Source organism: Vibrio sp. JZG120 (genome assembly GCF_053890955.1).
The window spans coordinates 394,511-409,055 of the sequence record NZ_JBSRRK010000001.1 but is presented as its reverse complement, the minus strand read 5'-3'; the positions used below and the strand labels follow the sequence as shown (position 1 = coordinate 409,055).

The following is a 14,545-nucleotide window of genomic DNA, read 5'->3' as shown; positions in this document are numbered from 1 at the left end:
CTTTTATGGTAGAGTTGCCACAAAACAAAAGAACATAGGATTATCTCAATGGGCTGCTGCGACGCACCTGGCTTGATGCCAATTGAAGAAGCGATGGATAAGATGCTATCGCGAATCAAACCTATCCAAACGACACTTTCTCTTCCTCTTGCTGACGCTCTGGGCTTTGTGCTGGCTGAAGACATTTTATCGCCAATTCACGTGCCCCCTTTCGACAATTCAGCAATGGACGGTTATGCCATTCGTATTCAAGACCTAGAAGTGTCTACTGTGTTGCCTCTGGCAGGTAAATCCTTCGCTGGTCAGCCTTTTGAAAGTGAATGGCCGGCAGGCACTTGTGTTCGAATCATGACTGGCGCGAAAATTCCGGAAGGCTGTGATGCCGTTATCATGCAAGAAAATACGGAAGTGACCGACGCTGGTATCCAGTTCAACCAAACGGATGTGAAGCCGCAAAATAACATCCGCCCTACGGGTGACGACATCAAGCAAGGCGATATTGTATTGGCAAAAGGCGCGCGCCTGACACCGCGCGATATTCCAATGATTGCCTCTCTTGGTGTCAGCCATGTCACCGTCGTGCGTAAGCCAAAGGTGGCATTTTTCTCCACAGGTGATGAACTTAAACCATTGGGTGAGCCACTCAAGGCGGGGCAAATCTACGACAGTAATCGTTACGGTATTAAGCCGCTGATTGAAAACTTTGGTTGTGAAGCGATTGATCTTGGCATTATCCCTGATTGCCCAGAAACATTAAAAGCAACGTTTGAAAAAGCACAAACGCTTGCGGATGTGGTTGTAACGTCTGGCGGTGTCAGCGTTGGTGAAGCAGATTACACCAAAGACATTCTTGAAGAACTTGGCGAAATCGGTTTCTGGAAACTGGCAATCAAGCCGGGTAAACCTTTCGCATTTGGCAAGTTAAGTACTGCTTGGTTCTGTGGGCTACCAGGTAACCCTGTATCTGCGGTGCTAACCATGTACGTACTTGTTCAACCAATGTTGGCTAAATTGGCTGGCCATACTGAATGGAAAGCACCTGAGTCTATCCCTGCTACGACAAAAACTGCATTTAAGAAAGCGCCAGGCCGCACGGACTACCAACGCGGTATCTATACTCTAGAAAACGGTAAATTTGTCGTTGAAACCACTGGCAACCAAAGTTCAGGAGCCTTTCGCTCAATGAGTTTGGCAAACTGCTTTGTTGTGTTGGAACGTGAGCGTGGCCGTGTGGAAGTTGGCGAAACGGTTCAAATCCAACTGTTTAACTCAACGTTATACTAGGAACGTACCGTGGATATTCTTTCCGATCAGGAGATGCTGCGCTATAACCGCCAGATCATTCTTCGTCAGTTCGATTTCGAAGGGCAAGAAGCGCTCAAACAAAGCTCGGTGCTTATTTTGGGTGCTGGCGGTTTAGGTTGCGCTTCTAGCCAATACCTTGCCACGGCTGGTGTTGGCAATATTACTTTTATCGATGACGATATTGTTGAACTCTCCAATTTACAACGCCAAGTATTGCACCACGACGCCGATATTGGCCGTAAAAAGGTTGACTCCGCGGCGGATGCGTTGCGGGAACTTAATCCTCATATCGAAGTAAACACCGTTGCTAAACGTCTCGATGATGCTCAACTTCAAGCTTTGATTGAACAACACACTGTGGTGGTCGATGCTTCAGATAACGTCGACACTCGCAATCAACTCAACCGACTCTGCTTTGCAACAAAAACACCGCTTATTTCTGGTGCAGCCATTCGTATGGAAGGCCAAGTGAGTGTGTTTACGTACGACGACCCAACTCAACCGTGCTATCAGTGTTTGAGCGCGCTATTCGGCAGCAGTGCATTAAGTTGCGTTGAAGCTGGCGTAATGGCGCCTGTTGTGGGTATTGTTGGCGCTGTACAAGCGATGGAAACCATCAAGGTGATTGCAAATTACGGCCAACCCAAAAAAGGGAAGATCCTCATTCTCGATGCGTTTAGCATGTCCTGGCGGGAAATGAATTTGATGAAAATGCCGACCTGCCCTGTTTGTGGCTAAGTAACGCTGTCAGCTTATCAATGAAGATTCTCAAAAAGCTCAACGTAACGTTGAGCTTTTTCTTATTCTGAGATTCATATTTCGAACCAAATAACTTACCGATATAAAATTCATTATAAACAGTAAGTTAAAAACTGGCACATTCCTTTCATTGCATATCATACAAACCAATGAGAGGGCGAATCATGAAAAGGACATCACTATTACTTGGATCTCTGTTCGCAAGCGCATACGTAAGCGCAGCGCCATTCGACACTTGTCCGAGCAAAGCATATTTATTCCAATCGACCCCAGTGCAAGTTTACGGCGTTAATCTGGTTACCGGATCAACCAAGTTACTGACCGACGATGTGGGCTTAGCATCTGGTATTAACGGCGTCGGTTTCAACTTCACTGATCGATACATCTATGGTTACGATACAACCAACTTGAAAATCGTACGTTTAGGCCAGGACTTTCAAGCAGAAACTCTCAACGTACAAGGGCTTCCTAGCCATACGTTTTTTGTCGGCGACGTGTACAACCACGTCTACTACTTGTATCGCAAAGGTAAAGGACTATTTTCCATTGATCTGTCGCCGTTAGATACGGACCCAAATGCTACCTTAACCCTGAATAAAATCACATCAAATGCAAGCGTGAGTTTAACCGACTTTGCGTTCCACCCTGGCGACGGGGCGCTCTATGGTATCGATAATGGGTCTGGCGTATTGTATAAATTCGATACAAAAACAGGCCAAGCAACCGCGATCGGCAATACAGGGGAAACGGGTACCTTTGGTGCAGGCTACTTTGATGTAAACGGAAACTACTACGTATCGCGTAATCAGGACGGCAAAATTTATCGCGTCGACTTATCAGAAAACAATGCAGCCAATATCGCTGCGGGCATTGTTCCTGCTGTAGAGTTTGTGTCTAACGGTCCAAGTTCCAGCCAAAATGACGGTGCCCGATGCGCGAACGCTCCTGTTATTGACGAAGACGAGCCAATTGACTTTGGTGACGCACCTGACACTTACGCTACCTTGCTTTCTTCTAACGGACCACGCCACGCTGTTGATGGTGTAACTTGGCTTGGCACAATTGCGCCAGATGGTGATGCCGATGGACAAGTGGCTCCGTCTGGAGATAACAAAGTTGGTACAGCAGATGAAGATGGCGTCGGCTTTGTTACCGCACTCGACCCAGGGTTAAGTTCACTAGTGAACGTAACTGCATCGACATCCGGCTACTTGTCAGCTTGGTTTGACTGGAACCGAGATGGTGACTTTGCTGACGAAGGTGAGCAAGTATTCACTGATGAGTTACTCTCTGCAGGCAGCAATACGCTTCCATTTGTCGTCTCTGAACTGGCAACCGCAGGTCCTAGCTGGAGCCGATTCCGCTTTAGCCAACAAACTGGTCTGAACTTCGATGGCGGATCAACATCAGGTGAAGTAGAAGATTACCCAATCACAATCACTGAAAACGGCGTATCCGTACAGCACTTCCCAAGTGCCGATTCCTACGCAACGGTCGCGTATGAAGACAACTGGCCTTACACCGCTGACTACGACATGAATGACGTTGTAATTAAGTTCCGTATGACTGAAACACGTATGGACGGCACGGTGGAAAATATCCAAATTAGCGGAGATCTGGCCGCCTATGGGGCTGGCTATAAAAATGGCTTTGCTATTCGTCTACCTGGCGTTTCGAAAGCAAGCATTGAAAACGGCTTAACAAAGCTAACGTTTAATGGCAAAGAACAACCGACCAACGGTCTAGAAGCTATATCAGAAGAAGCCATCTTCATTATCAGTGACGACCTCAGTCAGTATGCGCAAAGTCAATGTGCGTATTTTAGAACCCAAACGGGTTGTAATGATAACGTCGCGTTGTCTTTCACACTGACCATCTACTTTAAGGAAGGAGCCGACCGCTCAGCGCTACAGGCCATGCCTTATGACCCATTTATCTTTGCCACACCCAATACATATCACGGCGATGGTATCACCTTTCAACCAGGTAGAAAATGGGAAGTACATTTGCCAGACCAAGCACCAACTGAGCAGTTTGATGACGCAAACCTATATGGCGTGGGCGTAGACGCAAGTGACCCGACTCGAGGCGTGTACTTCAAAACAGCGAACAATCTTCCTTGGGCATTGCTTATCGTCGAAGAGTGGAATTGGCCGCTAGAGAAAGTTGACTTAGTAGACGCTTACCCAGAGTTTGCCACCTACGCCGAGTCTGGTGGGCGAGAAGGAGCAAACTGGCATACCCTACCTAAAGCAAACAAACGTTACATTCCATAGGAGAAGCATCATGAAAAACTTAATCACAATCATCATGGGATTAGCGTTAACAGCCTGCGGCGGTGGCGGTGGCGGCGGTGGAGACAAAAGCAACGATAGCGCTACTCCACCTCCAGCTCAAACTACCGTTATTGTTGAAGAGCCAAGCATGCAAAATTTAGACGTACCAGATGGGTTCGATTATGACCCAAGGTTAGAAAGCTCACTTGCGGTAGATATTAGTGGTTACTCTTTACAGCGCGCACATCTGAGCATTTATAAGGAGTACCGTGAAGATGCGTCTGGAACCTACCAAGCGAAATATTCGAGCAATATTGCTTCTGCTGCGCTGACGAGTGGGAAAGCTAAATTAGACTTCTCCACCTCGGACAGCCAAGATAACCTGTTAGTCGAAATTTGGTTCTACGATGGCTCAGAACCTCTTCAAAAAGTCGTCTCAACCGGAAATACGACATGGCGCATGTAAGATGCTCTATTGGTGAGCATTGATACTCGGGACTGGCGCAAGCCACAGGTTTTAAGACAAAATCGCATCGTTCTTTGAACATGCGATTTTTTTGTTGTAAAACAAAATGATTACTTGAAACAATAGCAATGGAGCGCAAATTGGATAATCCCAAAACCTATATGTTGGTCTTCAGCGGTTTCATTGCCCTACTTGTGCTCTTGTTGCTCATTAAGCAAACGGATGAAAACACGGTTTCAGCCACCGTCATTAGCAACACTTTAACTCAGTCCCTTGATGGTCAACGTCGGTACCTCACTATTAATTCACCTGAGATAGAGCAACAACGAGTGACGGTTCCAGTGTCCGCATCTTGTCCAGTGGGCTCTATTGCGTTGTTCCACCAAGCATCCCGCTCAAGTTTTGACTCATCCCTTTCATTCATTCGCTGTGAGTAAAGATACTGTGCGAACTTCCCAAATCAGAAGGATTTAACCATGCAAGCATTGATCGATGCCAAAGAACTTCATGCTTTATTAGACCAACCAAATGTAAAACTTCTAGACGCGAGTATTCGTTTTCAAATTCCTTCCGAAGGGAAAAAGATCACCAATAAGTGGATTCCAGGCTCATTGCGTTTCGACTACGACAATGACTTTTGTCTGCCAGATACCAATCTCCCTCATATGATGCCAACAGAAGAAGAATTTAATAACAGCGCTCAGAAACTTGGCCTGAACAACGAAGACCTTATTGTTGTTTATGACAACTCAGGAACACTCGCCTCTCCGCGCGCATGGTGGATGTTTAAGGCAATGGGGCACAATAATGTCAAAGTGCTTAATGGTGGCCTCCCGGCTTGGATTGAGGCTGGACTGCCTGTCACGGGTGTCTTGTCAGAAGCTAAGCAGCTCGGAAACTTTACCGGGAAATTAAATAAACATGCTTTTTTGGACGCAAATGCAATATTAGAGTACTCAAACAATTGCAGTGCAAACATTGTTGACGCTCGCTCACGTGCACGTTTTTTAGGCGAGGTACCAGAGCCAAGAGAAGGACTGCGTTCTGGTCATATTCCTAATTCTGTTTGCCTCCCTTTCCAAACATTATTGAGTAATGGCTTTATAAAGGCAGACTCGGAATTGAAACAAGCATTTAGTGCACTAACGTTATATAATGATAAATCAATCATTTTCAGTTGTGGCTCAGGTGTAACGGCCTGTATTTTGCTGCTAGCAGCATACCAGTTAGGTTGGCGTGATTTATCGGTCTATGACGGGTCATGGACAGAATGGGGCGCAGACCACTCATTACCCATTACTCGCTAATCTAGGAGCTATCGAAGCGGCATGGTCAGGTTAAAGAAGAACATTTGGACACTATACATGGCGCTACTTACGATAAGTGCCGTGCTGTTCGTGTTGTTTGGCCGCTACCATTATGAGTCAACCCTGAATAAGTACAAAGATAAGCAGCTCCTACAATTGGAGCTGTTTGCCTCTTCTGTCGAATCACTTCTGAAAGGACAAGAATCGTTACTTGAAGTCATTGGTCATCAGTTGGTCGAGAGAAATGACTTTACTCGTACAGCAGCAGTTCAAACTCGCCCGATGCTGGACAAACTGCTCAGTATCCATCCGGCGATTATTGGATTCGGCCTAACCAACCCCGATGGAGACTACATCGCCGTAAGCTCCAACTTGATCTTGGCAAAGCTGCATAATCTAAAACAAGATCCATTGACTCGTGATACCTTTTTGGCAGCGCTCAACTCCGACCGAATGATTATAGGTCGAACGTATTTTATGCCAGCTCAAGATTCACTTGTGATTCCGATCCGAAAAGCAATTCCAAATAAAGATGGTGTTGTACAAGCAGTGATGACGGCTGGCTTTAATATGAATTCATCTTCGGTTTTTCGTAACGACATCCATGCCAATGAGCACAACCGGGTCACATTGATCCGCAGTGATGGCTACCTTACTTTTAGCTCGTCAGAAGACACAACCCTAGAAGATTACCTAAAACCTGCCAATGATTTAGATATAAAAGCCGTTATGGCTCAAATCACAAAAGATTCAGGCTGGGATATAGCGCAACTAAAAAAGCTCACACGAGCGCTAAATATTGTTGTCGACAATTCTCGCCTGAGTGAGTTAATCACATTGAGATACCTTCCTGATTATCATCTTTGGGCCTCTTCCTCGACAGATTTGAATTTTATTAAGCGCGGATTTTACGAACAGTTTGCACTGTACTCGATTGTTTTTCTTATCGTCCAAGGTGCTTTTTACGCTTTATTCCGCTCCATTGCGAACAATGAACATAAAACAAAACTGCGTTTGCTCTATCAAGCGAACCACGATCATCTCACTGGATTACCAAACCGAGAGTACCTACGCGCAAACATTCGACACTGGCTTTCTGGGAAAGGGAACCCTTTTTCTTTGATGTTTATCGATATTGATAATTTCAAATCAGTCAACGACACACATGGTCATGACTTTGGCGACGAAGTTCTAAAACAAATATCTATCCGCTTAAACACCTTTGTTAACGATGGCCGATTAATCATCCGTGAAGCCAGTGACGAGTTTATTTTTCTAACGAATCGAATTGATGAAGTAAGCGTTAAAAGACTAGCGAGCGACTTAATAAAGGCGCTATCAGAACCCTACGAAGTCAATGACAGTCAGTTCCTGCTCAGTTGCAGTATTGGTATTGCCTGCTATCCACACCATGGTGAAACATTAGATGAATTGCTCCTGTCAGCCGATATTGCGATGTATCAAGCGAAAAAACAACGCAACGTATACAGCCTGTTCAATCAGCAGATGCAAGCTACACACCTGCGTAAAATGAAAATTGAGCAACGCTTGAGGCTCGCGATAGATAAGCAAGCGCTTCATATGGTTTATCAACCTCAGTTAAACCTAGAAGGCGATATTTATGGTGTCGAAGCGCTTATTCGTTGGAGTGATGATGAGCTCGGCTTAGTCCCACCAAGTGAATTTATTCCCGTCGCAGAAAGCACAGGGTTGATGGTTCGTATTGGTGAACAAATCATTGAAAATAGCCTGACAGATATGGCTAAACTGACTGGTAATATTGATACATCTATCCAGATGTCTATTAACATCTCGGTCAAACAGTTTGTTCACGCCAAATTCATTACTAATCTTATGAATGCTATTGAGAAACGCGGCATCGAATGTTCAAAGATTACCCTAGAGATCACCGAAAACCTGTTTATTGAAGATCTTGAAAAGTTCGCACCAATTTGCGAGCGCTTGCATGCTCTTGGCTTTAAAATCTCGCTCGATGATTTCGGGACTGGCTACTCTTCATTAAGCATGTTGCGTACGCTACCTATTGACGAGGTGAAGATTGACAAGAGCTTTGTCGATCACATTGAGCATGACAAAAAAGCGCTGAATATGGTTAAGAATATCATTTCTATCGGCAAAAACTTTGAAATGAAAGTACTGGCTGAAGGAGTAGAGACGCTGCAACAACTGAATGAGTTAAAAGCTTGCGGTTGTGATTTGATTCAGGGCTACTTCTACTCTAAACCTTTATCGCTTGAAGACTTGATCGCTTTTACGAAGCAGAACCAAAGCAAAGAAACCGTAGTTGAATAACTACGATCGCTTTGCTTAGAAGGTTTTATTTATTCATTTCTTGGTACATCACCTCCACCAACTCTCCTTTCGGATCGCCTGACAATTCCCAAGTAAAAATACCGCCTAAGTTCGCCTGTTTAGCCCAATTTGCTTTGGCTTTGATCGAGCGTTGATCTTCGTAAGAGATAAAGACTTTCTTTACAGGATGCCACAAGTAAGGCGCTTGAGATTGCTCATCATACTTGTACTCGTAGCCCTGCTCCGCTCCATAGTTCTTCACCAAATCCCAAAACATGAAATAGCCGTTCTCACCCGTACCAAACTGCGCTCCTTGCTCGGATACAAGATCTTGCGTTGGTAAGCCACCCGAGAAGTCTTTGGTGCCTTGCCAGCCACGCCCGTAAAACGCAGCGCCAATCACCAGTTTCTCACTTGGAATACCGAGCTCAATCATCTGATTGATGAACACGTCTGCGCCCATGCCCCACCAGCTTCGCTCAGTCGCATGCAAGTTGGTAGTATGCCCGGTTTGCTGCCCCCAACCACCAAGGAAGTCATACGTCATCGCAAACATGTTAGTTAGGTACGGCTCCGCGGCTTTCCAATCGATACCTGCTGCTTTTGGACCAACGCCAACAGCAGTAGAGAGCTCGTATTCACGTTTGGTTTGATTTGTGAGTTCATCTAATTCTGCACGCATGGTTTTCACCAAATAGGTAAAGGCATCACGCTCAGATACTTTTTGCTCATCAGAAAGCTTGGTGTCAGGATTCCAAGGCGACGTTGTTAAACCGCCACCACCAGGGTATTCCCAATCCAGATCAATACCATCAAAGAAATCATATTGAGCAATCAACTCAACGGCAGTTTTTGAGAATTGATCCATCGCTTGTTTGTTTTTTGCCATAGCATGGAACGGTTCGGACATTGTCCAACCACCAAAAGAAGGGAGAATTTTGAGATCAGGATGTTGTTTCTTCATTTCAGCAAGTTGAGCGAAGTGGCCTTTGTATGGCACGTTAACGGAGACATCGCCAAAGTCCTTTTCTAATGCTGCTTCGGTATCGACAATGATCGCCGTATACGGATCTTTTCCTTCACATTGTTCGGCAACCAGTTTTTGTACCGTTTCAGAAGCACCGGCATGAGGGCCGCACATACTAAGAAACGCGTAAATCACGTGTGTCAGCTTATCGGCGGGAATATCGTTCACCGTGTATGGGTTTTCTGCATTTGCGTACTGCCAATCCGCAAAGTAACCCGCCACGACTTTTTGCTCAGCTTGCGCCGCACCAGTCAGCCCCATAATCAGTGCAGCAAGAAGTGTCTTTTTCATTGTGTTCTCCAGAGTAGATGTACAAATTTAAAGCTACTCCTAGAGAATATTTTTAACTTGAAAACGAAATCAGGCTGCGAGTCATTTATAACTCCTCGCAGCCTGATTACATAAGTTGCATATTATTTGTGCTAACTCTCAGATGCCGCGTTGCCGTGCATTTGCTCATCTAAGTTGAGTACCGTTAATGCATTGCTGACGCTTGTGGCGATCACGTCTATCGCTCCGGTTCTTAATGCTCCAAGTAAGGCGAGCGGCTTACTGTTCTCCGCTGCAATCGCGATGACTTCCGATATTGGGCGAAACTCTTCAATACCAAGGCCAATCACTCGGTCACTCATTACGGTGTTGGCAACATTACCGTGAATATCAAAGAAATCATAACCTGCAAAGTCCCCGACCACGCCTTGTTGAAGTCTCGACTGAACCACTTCATCAGGCGTAAACCAACCTAAGTCCACCATGTAGCTGTTTTCGCTCATGTCACCAATACCGACCAAAGCGACATCAGCTTTACGTGCTAGGTCGAGCGTTTGTTTCACGGTTGCATTTTGCATGAAAGCCAACTTCTGTTCTCTGTTCTCTGCATAAGCCGGCGCATAGAGAGTTTCGGACGTTCCACCGTACTTTTTCGCTAACTGACGACAAATGTGATCGGCGTTATACATACCACCACGTGGGTGAATACCGCCGATACCACATACAAATTTACAGTCACGCGGCGTAATAACACCAATATGGTGAGCGACGGAAGATACGTTACGCCCTTGTCCAACGGTCACCACCATGCCGTTTTTAAGCGTGCTGGTGAGATAATTGGACACCAATCCCGACACCTGTAGTCGCTGTGCCTCTTCATTTGGCTGATCAAGAGCGACAAGCGCACGCTTAACGCCGAATCGCTCGATCAAACGTTGCTCAATCTTGGCGCTAAACACCGGGTGGTATTTAACGGTGATTTCAACGATGCCTTCATCACGCGCCTGCTTGAGCATTCGCCCGACCTTTGCGCGTGATATGGCAAATTTTCTCGATATCTCTTCCTGAGTCGCACCGTCTTGATAATACGCGACGGAAATCTCTGTCAACAAATCCGTGTTTTCAATGGAAATATCTTGATTAGAACTGCTCATGGTTTCTCTCGCCCTTTAAGAGGATCGATATTGTATGCAATAAGTGAGCATATGCTCATCGACTTAGCATATGTTCTTTATCAATTTAAACGCTACATTTGCTCATCGCAATAACATTTTCTCACTACAATTTTTTACCCTCACGTACAACGCTCAACCTTTGAACAATAAGGGCAAACGTTTATTTGGGTTAACCACTACACACACAGTAAAAAAACGTTGATGAAGTTCACTATAAGTCGATTTCAGCGATTGACTTTCAGCATAGATAGGATAAATATGGACACATCATTTACTCAGCTATCGATCAAATGTTCATTGCATTTGTTCGGTAACGAAATTTTCCGTAGTTGGCTGAGCAGATGTCTCATTAAATGCGATGAGACGATTAGCTAACTCGCTTGCAAATGCACAAGCTGTGATAACAAAAATCACGCTTAAGCCCATTTAAATAGGATGATCGATTATGAGCAACAAGTTAGAGCAACTTCGTAAACTAACGACTGTAGTAGCAGACACTGGCGAAATTGATGCAATCAAAAAGTATCAACCAGAAGACGCAACAACTAACCCTTCTCTTATCCTGAAAGCCGCTCAAATCGCAGAGTACGCACCTCTAATCGATGCTTCAATCGAATATGCTAAAGCACAGAGCAACGACAAAGCTCAACAAGTTCAAGACACTTGTGACATGCTTGCAGTAAACATCGGTAAAGAAATCCTAAAAACTATTCCAGGTCGTATCTCTACAGAAGTTGACGCACGCCTATCTTACGATATGGAAGGAAGCGTAGCGAAAGCACGTCAACTAGTAAAAATGTACAACGATGCAGGCATCACTAACGACCGCATCCTTATCAAACTAGCGTCTACTTGGGAAGGTATCCGCGCAGCAGAAATCCTAGAGAAAGAAGGCATCAACTGTAACCTAACGCTTCTATTCTCATTCGCTCAAGCGCGTGCTTGTGCAGAAGCTGGCGTATTCCTAATCTCTCCATTCGTTGGCCGTATTATGGACTGGTACAAAGCGAAAGAAGGCCGTGACTTCGAAGCTTCAGAAGATCCAGGCGTACTGTCTGTAACTAAGATCTACAACTACTACAAAGAGTACGGCTACAAAACTGTCGTAATGGGCGCAAGCTTCCGTAACATCGGTGAGATCCTAGAACTAGCTGGCTGTGACCGTCTAACTATCGCGCCTGCTCTACTTGCTGAGCTAGAAGCTGCAGAAGGTGAAGTGGTTGAGAAGCTAGTTGATTCTAAAGGCGCAGCTGAGCGTCCTGCACCAATGACTCATTCTGAGTTCCTATGGGAACACAACCAAGACCCAATGGCGGTTGAGAAACTGGCTGAAGGCATCCGCAACTTCGCCGTTGACCAAGGTAAACTAGAAGCGATGATCGAAGCTAAGCTTTAATTGCTTACCAAAAGCGAGTAGCCCGTCTACTCGCTTTTACCATCAGCGCTTATTCAAGATTTTCTATTTGAACTTGTTTCGACGAGTTCCCTCTATTTAAACCCTTATCGAGAAGTAATCACTATGGATCGTAAATATCTAGCAAATGCAATCCGTGCGCTAAGCATGGATGGTGTTCAACAAGCTAACTCTGGTCACCCAGGTGCACCTATGGGCATGGCTGATATCGCTGAAGTTCTTTGGCGTTCTCACCTAAACCACAACCCATCAAACCCTGAGTGGGCAGACCGCGACCGTTTCGTACTGTCTAACGGCCACGGCTCAATGCTAATTTACTCTCTACTGCACTTGAGCGGTTACGAGCTATCTATCGATGATCTGAAAAACTTCCGTCAGCTTCACTCTAAGACTCCTGGTCACCCAGAGTACGGCTACGCGCCTGGTATCGAGACAACAACGGGTCCTCTAGGTCAAGGCATCACTAACGCGGTTGGTATGGCTCTAGCTGAGAAAGCGCTAGCAGCACAGTTCAACAAAGAAGGCCACGACATCGTTGACCACTTCACTTACGTGTTCATGGGCGACGGCTGTCTGATGGAAGGCATCTCGCACGAGGCATGTTCTCTAGCTGGTACACTAGGTCTAGGCAAACTGATCGCATTCTGGGATGACAACGGCATCTCAATCGATGGTCACGTTGAAGGTTGGTTCTCTGACGACACGCCTAAGCGTTTTGAAGCTTACGGCTGGCACGTAATCCCAGCAGTAGACGGTCACGACTCTGAAGCGATCAACGCAGCAATCGAAGCGGCGAAAGCGGATCCACGTCCTACACTTATCTGTACTAAGACAATCATCGGTTTTGGTTCACCAAACAAATCTGGTTCACACGATTGTCACGGTGCGCCACTAGGTGCAGAAGAAATCGCAGCAACACGCAAAGAACTAGGTTGGGAGCACGGTCCTTTTGAAATTCCGCAAGAAGTCTACGCAGAATGGTCAGCGAAAGAAACAGGCGCAGCTAAGGAAGCAGCGTGGAACGAGAAATTTGCAGCTTATGAAGCAGCGTACCCTGAGCTGGCAGCTGAATTTAAACGCCGCGTAAACGGTGAACTTCCTGCACAGTGGGAAGAGAAAGCAAGCCAAATCATTGCCGATCTTCAAGCAAACCCAGCAAACATTGCGTCACGTAAAGCATCTCAAAACGCTCTAGAGGCATTTGGTGCTCTACTACCTGAGTTCATGGGCGGCTCTGCTGACCTAGCGCCGTCTAACCTAACCATGTGGTCTGGTTCTAAGTCTCTAGAAGCAAGTGACTTCTCTGGTAACTACATCCACTACGGTGTACGTGAATTCGGTATGACGGCGATCATGAACGGTATTGCGCTACACGGTGGTTTCGTTCCTTACGGCGCGACATTCCTAATGTTCATGGAATATGCTCGTAACGCAATGCGTATGGCGGCTCTGATGAAGATTCAGAACATCCAAGTGTACACGCACGATTCTATCGGTCTTGGCGAAGATGGCCCAACTCACCAACCGGTTGAGCAAATGGCATCGCTACGTCTAACGCCAAACATGAGCACATGGCGTCCATGTGACCAAGTTGAATCAGCAGTGGCTTGGAAACTAGCGATTGAACGTAAAGATGCACCAACTGCGCTTATCTTCTCACGTCAAAACCTAGCGCAACAAGAGCGCACAGCTGAACAAGTTGCTGACATCGCAAAAGGCGGTTACATCCTGAAAGATTGCGAAGGCAAGCCAGAGCTAATCCTTATCGCAACAGGTTCTGAAGTTGAACTAGCAGTAGAAGCAGCAGCACAGCTAACTGCTGAAGGTAAGAAAGTACGCGTTGTTTCAATGCCATCAACAGATGCATTCGACAAGCAAGACGCCGCTTACCGTGAAGCCGTTCTACCATCAGACGTAACAGCTCGTATCGCTATCGAAGCAGGTATTGCTGACTTCTGGTACAAGTACGTAGGCTTCGACGGTCGCATCATCGGTATGACTTCATTCGGTGAATCTGCACCTGCTGGTGAACTGTTCAAAATGTTCGGTTTCACTACTGAAAACGTAGTAAATACAGCAAAAGAACTACTAGCGTAATTGCAGTAAAAAGATAATCAGTTTTCTCTATTGCGAATGTGAAAACTGAAAAGCCCCGCCAGCAATGGCGGGGCTTTCTTTTATCTGGCCCCTATTTGTGTAAACACAGCCAGAAAGTGAACACAACGACTTTCGT

At 45.8% G+C, this 14,545-nt stretch carries 11 protein-coding genes; 9 read left to right on the top strand and 2 right to left on the bottom strand.

Features of this window, described 5'->3' with window-relative positions; genetic code table 11:
• Positions 1–48: 48 nt before the first annotated feature.
• The 7 genes from moeA (at position 49) to ACWPOD_RS01835 (ending at position 8,426) form a co-directional block, all read left to right on the top strand.
• Positions 49–1,284, top strand: a complete 1,236-nt coding sequence (gene moeA, locus ACWPOD_RS01865; RefSeq protein ID WP_167427345.1) for a molybdopterin molybdotransferase MoeA — start codon at positions 49–51, stop codon at positions 1,282–1,284.
• Between the two features lie 9 nt (positions 1,285–1,293).
• On the top strand, positions 1,294–2,043 hold the full coding sequence (gene moeB / locus ACWPOD_RS01860; protein WP_109168985.1) for a molybdopterin-synthase adenylyltransferase MoeB: 750 nt from the start codon (positions 1,294–1,296) through the stop codon (positions 2,041–2,043).
• 185 nt (positions 2,044–2,228) lie between these two features.
• Positions 2,229–4,340, top strand: coding sequence for an LruC domain-containing protein (locus tag ACWPOD_RS01855; RefSeq protein WP_167427344.1), 2,112 nt, complete (start codon positions 2,229–2,231; stop codon positions 4,338–4,340).
• Between the two features lie 10 nt (positions 4,341–4,350).
• The gene (locus ACWPOD_RS01850; RefSeq protein ID WP_047008137.1) at positions 4,351–4,806 is read left to right on the top strand and encodes a hypothetical protein; all 456 of its coding nucleotides are present in this window, start codon (positions 4,351–4,353) and stop codon (positions 4,804–4,806) included.
• A 140-nt stretch (positions 4,807–4,946) separates the two neighbouring features.
• Positions 4,947–5,243, top strand: a complete 297-nt coding sequence (locus ACWPOD_RS01845) for a hypothetical protein (protein ID WP_005396101.1) — start codon at positions 4,947–4,949, stop codon at positions 5,241–5,243.
• A 39-nt stretch (positions 5,244–5,282) separates the two neighbouring features.
• The gene (locus ACWPOD_RS01840) at positions 5,283–6,113 is read left to right on the top strand and encodes a sulfurtransferase (protein ID WP_257898000.1); all 831 of its coding nucleotides are present in this window, start codon (positions 5,283–5,285) and stop codon (positions 6,111–6,113) included.
• A gap of 21 nt (positions 6,114–6,134) precedes the next feature.
• Complete coding sequence (locus tag ACWPOD_RS01835) at positions 6,135–8,426, top strand: bifunctional diguanylate cyclase/phosphodiesterase (RefSeq protein WP_258626991.1); 2,292 nt, start codon at positions 6,135–6,137, stop codon at positions 8,424–8,426.
• Positions 8,427–8,451: 25 nt separating this feature from the next.
• On the opposite strand, the gene ACWPOD_RS01830 is transcribed toward ACWPOD_RS01835, so the two are convergent.
• Positions 8,452–9,744, bottom strand: a complete 1,293-nt coding sequence (locus ACWPOD_RS01830) for a glycoside hydrolase family 18 protein (RefSeq protein ID WP_456231476.1) — start codon at positions 9,742–9,744, stop codon at positions 8,452–8,454.
• A gap of 131 nt (positions 9,745–9,875) precedes the next feature.
• On the bottom strand, positions 9,876–10,877 hold the full coding sequence (locus tag ACWPOD_RS01825) for a sugar-binding transcriptional regulator (protein WP_005396112.1): 1,002 nt from the start codon (positions 10,875–10,877) through the stop codon (positions 9,876–9,878).
• 466 nt (positions 10,878–11,343) lie between these two features.
• Here ACWPOD_RS01825 and tal point away from each other — a divergent pair, with 466 nt between their 5' ends.
• Together tal and tkt are read left to right on the top strand one after the other, a co-directional pair.
• Entirely contained in the window at positions 11,344–12,294 is a 951-nt protein-coding gene (gene tal / locus ACWPOD_RS01820) for a transaldolase (RefSeq protein ID WP_005396118.1), read from the top strand.
• A gap of 123 nt (positions 12,295–12,417) precedes the next feature.
• Positions 12,418–14,409 carry a transketolase gene (gene tkt / locus ACWPOD_RS01815; protein ID WP_145534636.1) on the top strand — a complete coding sequence of 664 codons (1,992 nt, stop codon included), beginning with the start codon at positions 12,418–12,420 and terminating at the stop codon, positions 14,407–14,409.
• Positions 14,410–14,545: the final 136 nt, after the last annotated feature.